This window comes from Mesorhizobium sp. B2-4-6 (genome assembly GCF_006442775.1).
GTDB lineage: Bacteria > Pseudomonadota > Alphaproteobacteria > Rhizobiales > Rhizobiaceae > Mesorhizobium.
In genome coordinates this window covers 1-15,913 of sequence record NZ_VFVI01000028.1, presented here as the reverse complement: position 1 = coordinate 15,913, position 15,913 = coordinate 1, and the positions used below count along the sequence as shown (strand labels likewise).

15 protein-coding genes and 1 pseudogene are annotated in these 15,913 nt (G+C 61.1%); 8 read left to right on the top strand and 8 right to left on the bottom strand.

The window, feature by feature from the left end:
• A partial coding sequence (locus tag FJ957_RS32040) for a hypothetical protein (RefSeq protein WP_181180784.1) occupies positions 1-272 on the top strand: 272 nt, incomplete at its 5' end.
• 274 nt (positions 273-546) lie between these two features.
• Here the strand turns inward: FJ957_RS32040 and FJ957_RS31445 are convergent.
• On the bottom strand, positions 547-1,563 hold the full coding sequence (locus FJ957_RS31445; RefSeq protein ID WP_140837463.1) for a LysR family transcriptional regulator: 1,017 nt from the start codon (positions 1,561-1,563) through the stop codon (positions 547-549).
• 109 nt (positions 1,564-1,672) lie between these two features.
• Between FJ957_RS31445 and FJ957_RS31440 the strand changes: the two genes are divergently transcribed.
• Together FJ957_RS31440 and FJ957_RS31435 are read left to right on the top strand one after the other, a co-directional pair.
• Positions 1,673-2,281, top strand: coding sequence for an NADPH-dependent F420 reductase (locus FJ957_RS31440; RefSeq protein WP_140837461.1), 609 nt, complete (start codon positions 1,673-1,675; stop codon positions 2,279-2,281).
• Between the two features lie 82 nt (positions 2,282-2,363).
• Positions 2,364-3,137, top strand: coding sequence for an SDR family oxidoreductase (locus FJ957_RS31435; RefSeq protein ID WP_140837459.1), 774 nt, complete (start codon positions 2,364-2,366; stop codon positions 3,135-3,137).
• A 196-nt stretch (positions 3,138-3,333) separates the two neighbouring features.
• On the opposite strand, the pseudogene FJ957_RS31430 reads toward FJ957_RS31435, so the two are convergent.
• Positions 3,334-3,420 (bottom strand): annotated as a pseudogene (locus FJ957_RS31430) (RidA family protein); the annotation flags it as partial.
• Positions 3,421-3,607: 187 nt separating this feature from the next.
• A complete protein-coding gene (locus FJ957_RS31425) occupies positions 3,608-4,639 on the bottom strand; it encodes a LacI family DNA-binding transcriptional regulator (protein WP_140837457.1) in 1,032 nt (343 codons plus the stop codon).
• Positions 4,640-5,001: 362 nt separating this feature from the next.
• Between FJ957_RS31425 and FJ957_RS31420 the strand changes: the two genes are divergently transcribed.
• From FJ957_RS31420 to FJ957_RS31400, 5 genes are all read left to right on the top strand, one after another.
• A complete protein-coding gene (locus tag FJ957_RS31420) occupies positions 5,002-5,904 on the top strand; it encodes a substrate-binding domain-containing protein (protein ID WP_140837455.1) in 903 nt (300 codons plus the stop codon).
• Between the two features lie 153 nt (positions 5,905-6,057).
• Positions 6,058-7,602 carry a sugar ABC transporter ATP-binding protein gene (locus FJ957_RS31415; RefSeq protein ID WP_140837453.1) on the top strand — a complete coding sequence of 515 codons (1,545 nt, stop codon included), beginning with the start codon at positions 6,058-6,060 and terminating at the stop codon, positions 7,600-7,602.
• The gene (locus FJ957_RS31410; RefSeq protein WP_140837451.1) at positions 7,599-8,594 is read left to right on the top strand and encodes a ribose ABC transporter permease; all 996 of its coding nucleotides are present in this window, start codon (positions 7,599-7,601) and stop codon (positions 8,592-8,594) included. Before FJ957_RS31415 ends, FJ957_RS31410 begins: the two co-directional genes overlap by 4 nt.
• Positions 8,595-8,605: 11 nt before the next feature.
• On the top strand, positions 8,606-9,553 hold the full coding sequence (locus tag FJ957_RS31405) for a sugar kinase (RefSeq protein ID WP_140837449.1): 948 nt from the start codon (positions 8,606-8,608) through the stop codon (positions 9,551-9,553).
• Positions 9,550-10,842, top strand: a complete 1,293-nt coding sequence (locus tag FJ957_RS31400) for a D-tagatose-bisphosphate aldolase, class II, non-catalytic subunit (RefSeq protein WP_140837447.1) — start codon at positions 9,550-9,552, stop codon at positions 10,840-10,842. Before FJ957_RS31405 ends, FJ957_RS31400 begins: the two co-directional genes overlap by 4 nt.
• 103 nt (positions 10,843-10,945) lie before the next feature.
• Here FJ957_RS31400 and FJ957_RS31395 read toward each other — a convergent pair whose 3' ends face one another.
• From FJ957_RS31395 to FJ957_RS31375, 5 genes are all read right to left on the bottom strand, one after another.
• On the bottom strand, positions 10,946-11,980 hold the full coding sequence (locus FJ957_RS31395) for a LacI family DNA-binding transcriptional regulator (protein ID WP_140837445.1): 1,035 nt from the start codon (positions 11,978-11,980) through the stop codon (positions 10,946-10,948).
• Between the two features lie 86 nt (positions 11,981-12,066).
• Entirely contained in the window at positions 12,067-13,080 is a 1,014-nt protein-coding gene (locus tag FJ957_RS31390; protein WP_140837438.1) for a zinc-dependent alcohol dehydrogenase family protein, read from the bottom strand.
• Positions 13,081-13,116: 36 nt separating this feature from the next.
• A complete protein-coding gene (locus tag FJ957_RS31385; RefSeq protein WP_140837433.1) occupies positions 13,117-13,887 on the bottom strand; it encodes an L-iditol 2-dehydrogenase in 771 nt (256 codons plus the stop codon).
• A 72-nt stretch (positions 13,888-13,959) separates the two neighbouring features.
• A complete protein-coding gene (locus FJ957_RS31380; RefSeq protein WP_140837431.1) occupies positions 13,960-14,958 on the bottom strand; it encodes an ABC transporter ATP-binding protein in 999 nt (332 codons plus the stop codon).
• 46 nt (positions 14,959-15,004) lie between these two features.
• Entirely contained in the window at positions 15,005-15,829 is an 825-nt protein-coding gene (locus FJ957_RS31375; protein ID WP_140646803.1) for a carbohydrate ABC transporter permease, read from the bottom strand.
• Between the last annotated feature and the right edge of the window lie 84 nt (positions 15,830-15,913).

The following is a 15,913-nucleotide window of genomic DNA, read 5'->3' as shown; positions in this document are numbered from 1 at the left end:
TTGGCGATCTTCGCAAGGGCGACCGTGTTGTTGATCATGGTCTGCGGGTCGATATTCCGAACCCCAGCAACCTGGAAAGCCTGATGATCGATAAGCACAAGGCAGCAATTTTCGGGCGTCAACATCGCCTCGAGACCAACCTTGGGGAATACTGCAGCGGCCATGTAATTTCCTTTTGTCGCTTTCGCGGACGGGCCTGCGCCCATCTGCATGATGGTTCAATCTTCAAATTCAAATGGTCGAACATGTGGTTAGTGCGGCGTCAGATTTGACCGTAATTGCCTGATGCGAACAGCCAGATACGGTCGAGCGCGACGTTCGATGTGATCGACAAGCGATCATGAGGCGTGCGGACCGTCGGACCTGCCGTTGGCTCGCACTGCGAAAGAGGATCGGTCTCGCGGCGAGGCCGTTGCCGCGGTGAAAGGCCGATCGCTTGGCGGTGCCGATGAAGAAAGGGGACCTTGGATAGCCACGGCAGCGCGATGCTTCTTTAAGACCGCTGGAGTGGCCAGCGCCCTAGCTCGCGGTTCTTGGTTTCATGGCTCAATTTGACCTCAGTCGCCCGTGAATGAGCCGGCTTTCGATTTCTACTGCGCCGCCAGGGCCGGAGGCATCGACAACAATGGGCGCGGCTGTATCTGTCGATGCAAAGGTGCCACCGTTCATGCCGTGGGATTGCCATTCGAACTGGTTGATCAGGAAAGAGGCAGCCGGGCCTGGAGGCATGTCCGTCCGGTGGATCGCAAAGAAGCGATAGTGACCGCCTTTGAAGTCCGGCAGGTCCAGCAAAACGAGCTTACCGCACGCGAGATCCTCGCGGATCATGGGTTCCGGCATCGTCCCCCAGCCAATACCCTCCCGAAGCAGCAAGTGCTTCGTGGCCAGGTCGGCGACGCGCCAGGTGTGCGTGCCCATGACACCCAAATCCTCACCGGCAGTGCGCGAGGTCCGATCGGTAAGGACCAGCTGGACATGATGCCGCCCAGCTCCGAGACCATTTACTTGGCACGCCAGGGGATGGTCGGGTGCGGCGACTGGAACCAGATGAACACTTCCGACGCCAATCCGCTCCAGTCCGTCGATTTCCACATCGGGCGGCCCACGAACGCCAATCATCGATGTGCGATCAAGGACGAGCTGCGTCACGGCGCCCAATGCTTCCGCCCTCAGCTTGAGCGGGACGGTGGGAAATTCGTCGCGGAAACTCTTGAGCGCCGCTACGATGCGCGACGCCGGCAGCATCACGTCAAGGGCGACGTGGACCTCCGGTTCGAGGCCTTGATGAAGACCCTTGGCCTTCGCACGCAATCGATTGAAGCCCAGGGCGACATTGCGCGCTTCCGAAAGCAGCGCTCTGCCTTCGTCGGTGAGGCGGGGCCGGCGGGTGGAATCCCTTTCGAACAGCGTGACGCCAAGCTGCGCTTCCAGATTGGTGATCGTGTAGCTGATAACCGAAGTGGCCCGGTTGAGTTGGCGCGCCGCGCCCGCGAAACTTCCAACATCGATCACTGTTAGAAACACTCGCAACTGATCGAACGTTGGCGTGCCGGGATCAGACATACCGATTTCCTCGAACGGAAGACTCGAAATTTTACAAGTTTCGTACCCTAGGTCAGTAGCGCTAGCCTACGCAACAGACCACCCAACCGACGTTTGAGGGACCGAGCAAATGACTTGTGCGATAATCGGATCTGGCGCCATCGGCCATGCCATCGCAACGCAGTTCGCGCGCCAAGGCATCGATGTAATGGTCGCCAATAGTCGAGGACCGTCGTCGCTCACAGACATGGTCTACGCGCTCGGTCCCAACATCAGGCCTGCCGCCACCGGTGACGCGGCCCATGCGGACGTGGTGTTCCTTGCGATTCCCTTTGGTGCCATTCGTGCGTTCGTCGAGAACGCGGATGCCGCTGGTGCAAATTGGAACAACCGCCTGGTGATCGACGCGAGCAACGCGATCGACTTTCCGTCGTTCAAACCTGCCGACCTGGGCGGCCGGCTCTCAACCGAGGTCGTTGCGGAGGCGTTTCCCGGCGCCCGCATCGTGAAGGCCTTCAATACAGTCCCGGCCGCAAAACTGGAAGCGCCCCCAGCGCAGGCGGGCGGACGACGTGTTGTGGTGTTGTCTGGCGATGACGGCGGCGCCAGGTCCCAAGTTGCCGCTCTCATCGAGCGACTCGGCTATGCGGCGCTTGACCTCGGCACCCTGCGGCAAGCCAGCCATCTGCAGCAGTTTGGCGGCACCCTGGTGGCTCAGGACCTGATCAAGCTGGCCTGATCTGGCCGCGCACCGAATAACGCAACCGGCAGCAACGGTGAAGCCATTGCCGCGAGAGTGAAGCTTCCGGCAGGAGCATGTCATGTTGAATGATTTCGATGGCAAGGTGGTTTTGGTCACTGGTGCCGGGTCGGGGATAGGTCGGGAGGCCGCTTTGGCGTTCGCCGCTCGCGGCGCCCTTGTCTTCGGCGCGGACACCAATGAGCAGGGCCTCGCGGAGACCCGGGCTCTCGTCGAAAAGGCGGGCGGTAAAGTGCAGGTCGCCCGGGTCGACGTTTCGTCGGAGGAGGACGTCGCGATATTTCTCTCGCGCATCGCCGCCGACGCGGGTCGGCTAGACGCCGCCTTCAACAACGCTGGGATCACCGGCGGCGCGCATCGGATCGAAGACTATCCCACGGATGATTTCGACAGAGTTTTGTGCACCAACCTGCGCAGCGTCTTTCTCTGCATGAAGCATGAGCTTCCGCTTCTAAAGCGCAGCGGCGGCGGTGTGATCTGCAACACGGCCTCCGTCGCGGCACTGACTGGCCCGGGCGGGATGTGTGCCTACGCAGCGTCGAAACATGGCATTCATGGGCTGACGCGGGTCGCCGCGATGGAGAATGCCGCACATGGGATTCGAGTGAATGCCCTGGCGCCGGGGTGGACCGAAACCCCAATGGTCGTAACGGCGAGCGCCCAAAATCCATCCTTTGCGGCACAGACGACGAACGCCATTCCGGCCAAACGAGGCGGTAAGCCGACCGAAATCGCGGAAGCCGCCGTTTGGCTCTGCTCAGGCGCCGCAAGTTATGTTTTCGGCCAGATGCTGATTGTCGACGGGGGAATGACCATCGGCGGCTTCGCGTACTGATCAATTGTACCATGGTGAGGGATGCCCCTTCTTCGACAAGGAGGTCGGCCGCGACCAAGTCGGCATCGTGCGCTCGCCGGCGTCGGTTCCACGTAGCCCGCAGCCTGGTGCGCGCCGTAAACCTACGTCACCACGAAAGCTCGGTCACCCTTCGGCCGCGACACGCTGCGCGACCCGCCCCACAAAGGCACGGCAGTCAACTGTGCTTTGCTGCCAGCGCGGTTACTTTCACGCGCATGCCTTCGATTGCCAGATCGGCAACGCCGACTGCGCAGCGCACCGGGCCTCACCCGCCATCAGCTCGATCAAGTCGAAGAATCCCATTCATGGAGAGCAGAAATAAACCGATCGACCAGGTATTGGCGAAATACAACCACGCCTCAGTGCGAAGATGGTGATCTGGGCTCACCAGAGCGGGGGCGCAGCCCTCTTCTGACGGCATCGTTGTCGTTCGACCTCCGATTGGAGATCTATGCGGAACCGCGCATGATCAACTTGGCTTCGAGCCGTTTGACTTCCGATCCGCCATCAAGCGCTTGAGGGCCATCCCCGATCCGCGCGAAAAGCATGTCCACACCGGCGGCGGCGATGCCGCGATAGTCCTGCGCCACCGTCGTCAGTGGCGGACATGTGAAGCGGCTCAGCGGGTGGTCGTCGTGACCCGCAACGCGCAATTCGCCATCCCCCTCCCGTCCGACTGGCTGCTTGCGCTCGAAGGCGGCGGCGATGACGCCGAAGGCAAGCCGGTCATTGGCGCACAGAACAGTCCTGGTCGGGAAGCCGCCATTGTCGAGAACGCGGCAAGCTTCCCGGTAGCCGAGTTCCTCGAACTCCCAGCCCTTGGCCTGGATCGGCAACACGATGGGCTCGAGATTGAGGCGCTCCATGGTCGCGATGTAAGACGCGCGGCGCTCCAGCGCGTTCTGGTTGACCGCCGGCATCTCCAGGAAACAGGGATGCTCCCCGGTGCGGCATAGATACTCGGTAATATTGCCGATGCTCTGTCGGTTGTCGGTTCCCACGAATGGTTGATCAACATTGACGCGGTTGTCGAGGAACACCATCGGCATCGCTTTCACGAGGCTGGCCAACAGGGTCGCGTCCGTCTCGAAACCCAGCGGCGCCATAAGCACACCAGCAATATTGAGCGACATCAGCGTGCGCATCGCGCGGGCTTCCAGTTTGCGTTCCCCATGTGAGGACAGAACGATCGCCCAGTACCCTTCGGCAAGGCAGCGCATTTCGATCTGACGAACGACCTCCGCGTAGAATGGATCGGAAATGTGGGGAACGATGACGCCAATATTCTTCGGCTGCTTCCGGTTCATGCTGACAGCGAAGATGTTGGGCTGGTAGTCGTAATCCTTCAGCGCCTTTTCGATACGCGCCCGGGTCGACGGCTTCACGCTGTCGGGATTGTCGAAATATTTCGAGACCGTCGGCCGAGACAGCCCACTGGCGGTCGCAAACTCTTCCATGGTCCTGATCTTCGGTTCGCTCATGTTCGACTTCCCGCGCTTGAGACGCCCGTGAAGGGCGAAACAGGATTTTTCCATGCGTAAATTTATTTTTTTACCGAGACAACCCATAAAAGCGGTTAGCGAGTGATCCTTTCCGCTCATGGCAGAGCGAGAACGGCAGGCGCCGTGCAATTACTCGACCGCTCATCGGTATATTTATTATCACGTGTAAAAAAATAAATTGACACGTAGAAGAAAAATATGACATGTAAACCGCAGCCCGGGTTTCGGGCTGAATCTTGCCTCGGGAGTTGCCGCCTGGCAGCGGCAAGCGGGCGGGAACGCATCGTTCGTGTTCAGATCAGCAACGAGCCGGCCAGCACCGGCTCCATTCGGAGGAAATCATGTTTCGTAAAACGCTCGGCCGCATTTTTCTGTCCGGAACCGCTCTCGCCATGATGGCGGGCGTCGCTTCCGCTGAAGGCATCGGTGCCTCGCTTCTGACCCAGCAGCACCCGTTCTACATTTCACTCGCCAACGCGATGAAGAAGGAGGCCGATGTGGAGAAGGTGCCGCTTGAAATCGCCATCGCCAATCAGGATCTCAGCAAGCAGCTTGCTGACGTCGAGGACTTCATCACCAAGGGCGTCAGCGTCATCATCATCTCCCCGGTGGACAGCAAAGGCGTACGCGCGGCCATCACCAAGGCCGAGAAGGCAGGCATCAAGGTCATCACCGTGGACATTCCGGCCAATGCCGCGGAAGTGACCTCTTTCGTTGGCACCGACAATTTCGCCGGCGGCGAAAAGGCGGCCGAGCTGATGGCGAAGTCCATTGGCGACAAGGGCAACGTCGCCATCATCGACTATCCGACGGTCCAATCGGTAGTGGACCGCGTCGAGGGCTTCAAGAAGGGCCTCGAGAAGCACCCTGACGTCAAGATCGTCGCGATCCAGCCGGGCATCACCCGTCCGGAAGCGCTGGCCGCCGCGCAGAACATGCTGCAGGCCAATCCCGACATCGTCGGCATCTTCGGCTTCGGCGACGATGCGGCCCTCGCCGCGGCGGCTGCCGTCAAGGCGGCCAAGCTCGAGGCCCAGGTCAAGGTGATCGGCTTTGACGGCATGGAAGAGGCCCGCAACGCCGTGAAGAACGACCCGGTGATGGTAGGCGTCATCGCCCAGTATCCGGACGAGATGGGCAAGGTGGCGGTCGAGACCGCCGCCAAGGTGATCAAGGGCGAGACCGTTCCGGCCAAGCAGCCGATCGTTCCGGGCGTCGTCACCAAGGACGGTGAAACCAAGTAGCCAGTTCGACGACGGCGGCTGGGAGGTGTCGCCGTTACCTCTCCACTCGATGGTGCGGTCGGATTGCCGGCACCATCGCGCCTGGAGAAAGGAAAAGTGGTTCGCTCGCCATGTCACCGGCGGGCGAGCCGCAAGGCAGTGGAGGAGCAACTCGTGACAGTCAACAACCCAAATCCCGATACCAACGGGTCGAGCGCCACCGACACGGTGCTCGAAATTCGCGATATCGCGAAATCGTTCGGCCCCATCGTGGCGCTCAAGCGTATGAACCTGACCGTGCGGCGCGGGCGCGTGCACACGCTGCTTGGTGAAAACGGCGCCGGCAAGTCCACCCTGATGAAGATCCTTGCCGGTGTCTTCAAGCCTACGTCAGGCAGCATCGTCCTGAACGGAAAACCCTATGTGCCGCAAAACCCGCGCGACGCCCGCGCGCACGGCATTTCCATTGTCTTCCAGGAACTCAGTCTATGCCGCAACCTGTCGGTGGCGGAGAATATCTTCGCCAGCCACGAGCCGAGCCATTTCGGCTTCATCCGGGAGCGCGAGTTGAATGCGGCTGCCCAACAACTCATTCGCGAGCTCGGCCTGCCGGTCGACGTCCGGGCCAAGCTCGGCGACCTTTCCATCGCCCAGCGCCAGCTTGTGGAGATCGCCAAGGGCCTCAGCCTGCCCGCCGACGTGATCATTCTCGATGAACCGACTTCATCGCTTTCGGACAGCGAGGCCGAGATACTGTTCACGATCATCGACAGGCTGAAGGCGCGGGGCAAGGCGGTCATCTACATCTCGCACCGCATGGAAGAGATCATGCGGCTATCCGACGACATCACCGTCGTGCGCGACGGCGAGTATGTCACCACTACCGAAAAAGGCCGGACCAGCATCGACCGGCTGATCGCCCTGATGGTGGGACGCGAGATGAACAACATCTACCCACCGCGCCAGGCGCCGCGTCCCCCTGCTGAAACGCCTCCGATGCTGGCGACCAGGAACCTCACCGTTCCGGGCAAGTTTCGGGATGTCTCGATAGACGTCAAACCCGGCGAAGTCGTCGGTCTGTTCGGCCTCGTCGGTTCGGGCCGCTCCGATGTCATGAAAGCCCTGTTCGGCATGTACCAGCCGCAGGGCGAAATCATCCTCGACGGCAAACCGCTCACACTCGCCTCGCCCTCGCAGGCGATCCGCAACGGCATCGCCTTCGTGACCGAGAACCGCAAGGAAGAAGGCTTGGTGTTGCCTCACAGCGTGGAGCGCAACATCAACATGGTCGCGCTGGGCCAGCTTGCGGGGCCTCTCGGCCTGATGCGCGCTTCGGCGGAGCGTGAAGCCGCCAAAAGCGAGGTGCGACGCCTGTCCATCAAGACCGCATCGATCGACACCATTGCCGGCTCGCTGAGCGGTGGCAACCAGCAGAAGATCGTGCTGGCCAAATGGCTCCTGATCAAGCCGCGGGTGCTGATCCTGGACGAGCCGACCCGCGGCGTCGATGTCGGCGCCAAATTCGAGATCTACCGCATCATCCGCGAGCTTGCCGCCAACGGTGCCGCGATCCTGATGGTTTCCTCCGAGCTTCCTGAAGTTCTGGGCCTCAGCGATCGCGTCGTGGTGATGCACAACAAGCAACTGGCCGCCGTGCTCGAAGCCGATGGCCTCACACCGGAAACCGTCATGAACTATGCAGCGGGGATGCACGCATGAGCAACGTCCAAGACATCCATAAGAAGGCCGCGGACGCAGAGGTCCGCCGCTCGTTTCTCAGGTCGCCGATGGTGCGCCAATATGGCGGCATCATCATTTCTCTGGCCGTGCTCTGCATCGTGTTCTCGGTGCTTAACCCGCGCTTCCTGGCCTTCAACAATTTCATGAACATCGTGCAGCAGGTGGCCGTGATCGCGGTTGCAGCCTACGGCATGACCTATGTCATCCTGCTGGGCGACATCGACCTGTCCATCGGCTCCATCATCGCCGTCGCCGGCATGGTGGCCGCGCAAGCCTTCAGCATGGGCTTCGGCTTCCTGCCGACGGTGCTTTTGACCTTGGCTGCCGGCGCGCTGATGGGCGGGCTCAACGGCGCGTTGTCGGCCAAGCTGATGCTACCCTCCTTTATCGTGACGGTAGCCACGATGGGCATCTACCGCGGCGCGGTCAGCCTGCCGACCAATGGCGCCCCGGCGATGATCGACAACGAGGCGTGGCTCTCGATCGGCGCCGACAGCTGGCTGGGCATACCGATCATCATCTGGATCATGGCCGTGCTGTTCGTGATCAACCACGTCGTGCTGTCCAAGTCGATCTTCGGGCGGCAGATCTACCTGACCGGCGGCAACAGAGAAGCGGCGATCTATTCCGGCATCCGCGTCGACCGCGTCAAGATCATCGTCTTCATGATCTCGGGCGTCATGGCCGCGATCAGCGGCATACTGCTCTCCTCGCGTCTGTCTTCGGCTCAGACGAATGCCGGCATGGGCTACGAACTCGACGCCATCGCCGCCGTGGTCCTGGGCGGCACCTCGCTTGCCGGCGGCGTCGGCACGATGATCGGCACCATTCTCGGCGCTCTCATCATCGGGGTCATCAACAACGGTATGAACATGTTGTCGGTGCCTTACTTCTTCCAACTGATCGTCAAGGGCATTGTCATTCTCGTCGCCGTCTGGCTCGATGTGCGCAGCAAGTCCGTCAGAACGTGATCGGGTGAAACATGAAGAAGATCATCACCATAGGCGAAATCCTCGTCGAGATCATGGCCGTCGAGCCGGGCCTTGGCTTCACCGCTCCGATTCAACTCGTCGGTCCCTTCGCGTCCGGCGCGCCGGCGATCTTCATCGATCAGGCGGCGAAGCTCGGCCAGCCCTGCGGCATCGTCAGCGCTGTCGGCAAGGATGATTTCGGCACGCTCAACGTCGAGCGTTTGCGCCGTGACGGCGTCGATGTCTCGGCCATCGGCATCCATGCAACCGCGGCCACCGGCAGCGCTTTCGTGCGCTACCGGCCGGACGGCAATCGCGACTTCATCTACAACATCCGCCACAGCGCCTGCAGCGCCATCGGCCTCACGCCGGAGGCGGAAAGGCTCATCGACGGCGCCGACCACCTGCATATCATGGGCTCGGCGCTGTTCTTCGACGGCATCGTGACCGCCATCTTCGAGGCCACCGCGCGCATCAAGGCCAGGGGCGGCACGGTTTCCTTCGACCCCAACATCCGCAAGGAAATGCTGGAACTGCCAGGGATGCGCGAAGCGCTCGCCCATGCGCTCGATAATACCGACCTGTTCATGCCGAGCGGCCAGGAGATCTTCCTTTTTACCAAAGCGGCCGACGAGAAGGCCGCGGTCGCTGACCTGCTCGACCGCGGCATCAAGGCCGTGTTGGTCAAGCGTGGCGCGCAGGGCGCCAGCTATTTCGACAGGTCCGGCGAAACCTTCGTTCCGGCATTCAAGGTCCAGGAAGTCGACCCGACCGGCGCCGGCGACAGTTTTGGCGCGGCCTTTGTGACGTGCTGGCTGCGCGGCATGGAACCGCGCAAGGCATTGATCGTCGCCAACGCCACCGGCGCGCGGGCGGTAAGTGTCAAGGGGCCGATGGAAGGCACGTCCACCATGGGCGAGATCGAAGCGTTTCTGAACAAGCATGGAGTTCCGGCATGAGCACCGACATCCTGAGCGGGCTGCCCGCACGCCACGCGAGCGGGCAGCGCTGCGGCATCACCTCGATCTGTTCCGCCCATCCGCTCGTCGTGGAGGCCGCTCTCCTGGAGGGAATCGCGACCGGCTCACCGGTGCTGATCGAAGCCACCTGCAATCAGGTCAACCAGGAAGGCGGTTATACCGGCATGACGCCCGCCGACTTTCGCCGTTTCGTCGAGGCCATTGCCGCTCGGCTGGGATTCGACACCGGGCGCCTGATCCTGGGAGGCGATCACCTTGGTCCCAATCCGTGGAAGCACCTGCCGTCCGAGGAAGCGATGCAGCGCGCCGAAACCATGATGGATGTCTTTGTGCGTGCCGGCTTTACGAAAATCCATCTCGACACGTCGATGGGTTGCGCGGGTGAGCCGGTGGCGCTCCCAGACGCCCTGACCGCCGCGCGCGCCGCCCGCCTGGCGAAGGTTGCTGAAAGGGCGGCGGCCGAGGCCGGCTACGACCTGCCGGTCTACATCGTCGGCACCGAGGTCCCGATCCCCGGTGGGGCGATGGAGGCGCTCGATCACCTGGAACTCACCAAGCCGGAAGCCGCGCTCGAAACCATCGAGGTTCACCGCAGGGCCTTCGCCGCGCTCGGGCTACAGGATGCCTTCTCCCGCGCCATCGGCGCGGTGGTGCAGCCAGGCGTCGAATTCGGCAACGAGAATGTCGTCGTCTACGACGGTTCCAAGGCTGTCGCCTTGCGCGGCGTCCTTAAGCAGATGCCGCAATTCATCTTCGAGGCGCATTCGACCGACTATCAGCCGCAAGAGGCGCTTTCGGCTCTGGTTCGCGACGGCTTCGCTATCCTCAAGGTCGGTCCCGGCCTGACCTTCGCGCTGCGCGAGGCGCTCTATGGCCTCGACCAGATCGCCGCCTTCCTGGACCGCCTGCCGGAGGAGGAAACTCTGCGCGGCAAGATGGAACGGCTGTTGCTGGCCGAGCCCAAGAACTGGGAGAAATACTATCATGGCGACGCCCAGGAACTGCGCCTGCAGCGCCATTTCTCCTACAGCGATCGCATCCGCTATTACTGGCCCCATCCGCAGGCATCCACTGCGGTCGACGCCCTGCTGCAGCGGCTGGACGGACGCGCAATCCCCGAGACGCTGATCAGCCAGTATCTCGGCCCGCTCTACCCCGCCGTTGCGGCGGGCAAGGTGAAAGCGACTCCAAAAGCGCTGATGGTGGAAGCGGTGCGCAACGTTGTGCGCAGTTACAACCACGCGTCATCACCAACTGCAAAGGTCTAATCTTGTCGGCCACAGCCGGGGGACATCAAAGGTCGAATGCCTCGCTTGCGGTCCCGATTCCGCAATCCACGGTGCCATGCGACCGCGGGTCGGACGCACGCAGTCAGGCTGAGCCGCGCAGCATGATCTCCGCATTCAGAAAGATCCGTTCGCCCTCGGCAGAATGGGCACCCATATCGCCACCGAGACGCTTCATCAGGATTTCAAGGGCCGTCCGGCTGATCAAATCGACGTCTTGAGAAACTGTGGTCAGGGGAGGGCAGGTATAGCGGGCGAGCAGGTGGTCATCATGGCCTGCCACTCTCAAGTCACAGTTTGCTTGATGCCCCACCGACAGCCCCATTTGATAGGCGGCGCCTATCAGGCCGAACGCGATTCTATCGTTTGCGCACAGAACCGTTTTACTGGGAAAGCGCCGGCCGCCTTTCAGAATGCGCATTGTTTCGTCAAAGGCGAACTTCTCAAAGTGCCAGGAATCGCTCGGCGTAAGATCGATCACCATTGGTGCCGCTCCGTGACGCCGCATGGCGTCGACATACGCCTGCTGTCTTTCGAAGGCGTTGTTGTTGACTGTGGGCATACCAAAAAAACAGGGCGGGGGCCCTGACCGGCAGAGGTAGTCGACAATTAGACCCACGCTCTGGGAATTGTTGGTTCCGACGAAGGAGGAGGTGTCGTTCAACGCCGAATCAACAAAGACCACGGGCATGCTTTTAACGACTTCCATCAGATTGGATTGGCGCGAGCTCGCTCCCAATGGGGCAATAATCACCCCTGCGATGTTCATGGATTTGAATGTCAGGAGCGCCTCCTCTTCCATGTCGGCCTTACCGTCCGAGGAAAGCACAAACGACAGAAAGCCCGCATCCCGCGCGATCACTTCGATCCTGCTGGTTAATCCCATATAGAATGGATCGGTCGGATCCGGCACAATCAAACCCAGCATGTTGCTGCGGCGGCGATTGAGATTGACTGCCAAAATGCTGGGGCGGAAACCTGACTGGCGCAATGCAGCTTCGATCGCTATGCGCGTTGACGGACGGACCGAAGTTGGATCGTTGAAATATTTGGAGACCGTCGGTCGCGACAGGCCTACGAATTCAGAAAACTCCTCCATCGTCTTGATGCGCTTACGCATATCGCGTTTCTTTCGGCCGTACAGTCACTGGGTCTGTGACTTAAAAACACGCCGAATGTAAACAATCGTACGATTTGTCAATATCGCTAACCCGCCGCGGCCGCGACGAACTGAACCTTCATCGTGGTTGGATCGCCGCCCTTGGTGAAGAATGGCACCATTTCTGCAAGTGGCAACCGGTGCGTGACGAGCTTGGATATCGTCAGATCACGAGTAAGGAGATCCAACGCCTGAGGAATGTTTCGGTTTAGCGAGTGCGACCCAGCGAGCCGGATCTGGCGCCTGAATAGCTCAAAAGGCGCGAATGATGCCCTGGAGTCCGGTGGGCAGACGCCGAATATCAGCGCGGCACCACCGTCCGCAACATATTGGATCATGCCCTCAACGACCGCCACGACCCCAGTGGCGTCCGCCACGAAATCAAAGGCTTGCTGTTCCTGTCGCAGCGCATCGGATCCGGCAGCAAAAGCCTCGAAACCAAAAGCCTGCACCATAGCCAGGCGGTTGTCGTTACGATCTGCAACGGCTACACGCGCCACGCCAATGGTTCTTAGTGAATTGGCTAATAAAAGGCCTATCGGTCCGGCACCGATCACCAGTGCACTTTGCGGCAATCCCGATTGGCCGAGGATCCCAGCTGCGCCCAGACCGTTCATGACGCAGGCGAGAGGTTCGGCAAGAGCCGCCAGATCGAAAGGTAGCTGCCCGATATGATGTAGGTGCCTCGCATCGACAACACTGAACTGCGCAAAACCTCCGTTCTCCGTGACCCCGTAAGCCTTGAGATGAGCGCAAAGATTTGTGAGGCCTTTGCGACACTGCGGACACTGACCACAAGTAATATTTGGGTCAATGACGACTCGGTCCCCCGGCCGAATGCCGCTAACGTCGTCAGCGACCAATTCTACAACACCAGCGTATTCATGCCCTGGAACGAGGGGAAACACGCCCTTTCCATAACGGCCGTGCAGAACCTCAATGTCCGTATGGCAAAGACCGGCAGCCTGGACTCTGACCATTGCATGCCCAGGCCTTAGGACCGGAACCGGGACCTCCGTCTCCTGCACGATGCCTCTGTCGTGGAAAACGATCGCTTTCATTTTAGGCCTCGTCGACATTGGCATTCGTCATATCGGTCAACTCATCCACTGGCCGCCATCGACATTGTAGGTCTGGGCGACAATGTATTCGGCCTCGTCGCTGGCCAGAAACACGGCCATGCCCGTCAAGTCTTCTGCCTTGCCCATCCGTCCCAATGGGACGCCTTCGCCAACGATCTTCCTCTTCTCGCCGAGTGGGCGGTTCTCGTATTTCGCGAACAGCGCGTCGACGTGATCCCAGTGCTCGCCGTCAACGACACCCGGGGCGATGGCGTTGACGTTGATGCGATGCTTGATCAGGTCGAGTCCCGCCGACTGGGTAAGCGAAATGACGGCGGCCTTGGTGGCGCAATAGATGGCGACCAACGGCTCGCCGCGACGGCCGGCCTGGCTCGCCATGTTGATGATCTTGCCGCCCTTGCCCCGCGCGATCATCGAGCGAGCGGCCGCCTGCAGCATGAACAGCGTGCCGGCGACATTGACCGAGAACAGTTTTTCGTAGCTCGCCCGGGAAATCTCGACGATCGGCGCCAAATCGAACAAGGCGGCGTTGTTGATCAGAATGTCGAGGCCGCCGGCCTTGTCCTCCACCGCCTTTACCGCGGCCTCGATGGATGCCTGATCCGTGACGTCGAGCTTCACCGCATAGGTGCCGCCGCCAATCTCGGCAGCCGTCTTCTGCGCGGCTTCGAGGTTGATATCTGCAATCGCCACCGTGGCGCCTTCGCGCACATAGGCTTCGGCGAAAGCCTTGCCGATGCCGCGCGCCGATCCGGTGATCAATGCCGTTTTTCCAGCCAGTCGCATATGATTCTCCTTGTTACCTGTTCGTGCCTGATCGGCGCTTATCGGGCGGTTCCTGAATGTACACTTGTGAAGCTAGAGCACCCGACCGTCCGGGCCGAAGCGGTGGATACGCTTAGGGTCCGGGGTCAGATAGACGGTGTCATCATATTTGACCGCTACCTCGCCGTCAGTGCGAACATTGATCGTCCCCAGACCATTGGCATGGACGTGCAGGAAAGTGTCGGAGCCAAGATGCTCGGCGACGCCGACCGTCGCCTTCCAGTCGCCCGAGGTGGTCGAGATGTTGAGATGCTCGGGCCGGATGCCGATGGTCTTGGCGCCGTATTTGTCAGCCGGCGCGCCCTCGATCAGGTTCATCTTCGGCGAGCCGATGAAGCCGGCGACGAAGAGGTTCTTCGGCGTCTTGTAGAGCTCCATCGGCGAGCCGACCTGTTCGATGTTGCCGGCGTTGAGCACGACGATCTTGTCGGCCATGGTCATGGCTTCGACCTGGTCGTGGGTGACGTAGATCATCGTCGTCTTGAGCTGATGGTGCAGCTCGCTGATCTCCAGGCGCATGGTGCCGCGCAGTGCGGCGTCGAGGTTGGACAGCGGCTCGTCGAACAGGAAGGCCGAAGGCTGGCGCACGATGGCGCGGCCGATGGCGACGCGCTGGCGCTGGCCGCCGGACAACTGGCCGGGGCGGCGCTCGAGATAGTTGGTGAGGTTCAGCACGCGGGCTGCGTCCTTCACCTTCTTGTCGATGGTCGCCTGGTCCTCGCCGGCCATCTTCAGCGGGAAGGCGATGTTCTTGGCGACCGTCATATGCGGATAGAGCGCGTAGGACTGGAACACCATGGCAAGCTTGCGCTTGGCCGGCGCCTCGCCGGTGACGTCGCGGCCATCGATGCTGATGGTGCCGCCGCTGGTGTCCTCGAGCCCGGCGATCAGCCTGAGCAGCGTGGACTTGCCGCACCCCGATGGGCCGACGAACACGACGAACTCGCCGTCCTCGATGTTGAGGTCGATGTCTGGAATGATCACCGTCGACCCAAAGGACTTGGAGACGTTCTTGAGCGCGATGTTTCCCATGGTTTCCTCCCGGGGATGGTCTTCGTCGTCCGCCGCTTGGGCGTTGTTACTTCACGGCGCCAAAGGTGAGGCCGCGCACCAGCTGCTTCTGGCTGAACCAGCCCATGATCAGGATCGGCGCGATGGCCAGCGTCGAGGCCGCGGAAAGCTTTGCCCAGAACAGGCCTTGCGGACTGGAGAAGGAACTGATGAAGGCGGTCAGCGGCGCGGCATTGGTGGTGGTGAGCCGGATGGTCCAGAACGCTTCGTTCCAGGCCAGGATGATGTTCAAGAGCATGGTCGAGGCGATGCCGGGAACGGCCATCGGCGTCAGCACATAGATGATCTCGTTCCACAGCGAGGCGCCGTCCATGCGCGCCGCTTCCAGGATCTCGCCCGGGATCTCGCGGAAATAGGTGTAGAGCATCCACACCACGATCGGCAGGTTGATCAGCATCAGCATGACCATCAGGCCGATGCGGCTGTCGAGCAGGCCGGTGTCGCGGAAGATCAGGTAGATCGGGAACAGCACCGCGACGGCCGGCATCATCTTGGTGGACAGCATCCACATCAGGATGTCCTTGGTGCGCTTGGTCGGCGAGAACGCCATCGACCATGCCGCGGGGACCGCGATCAGCAGCGCCAGGATGGTCGAGCCGACCGACAGCAGCACCGAATTGAAGAAGAACTTGAAGTAGCCGCTCTGCTGCTGGACCTCCGAATAGCTCTCGAAGGTCCCGGACGGGATCAGGGCGAAGCCCTGGATCGCCTCCTGCTCGGACTTGAACGAGGTGATGATCGTATAAAGGATCGGAAAGAAGATCAGCAGGGCGACGATCCAGGCCGCGGCCGTGGCGATGGTCTTGTGCTGGGTGGTGACTGCGCGTGCCATGGTCAGATCCTCCCATATCGGCGATGCTGGCGGCAGGGTCGACCCCCACTCCGGTTTGCTGCGCAAACCACCTCTCCCCCGATC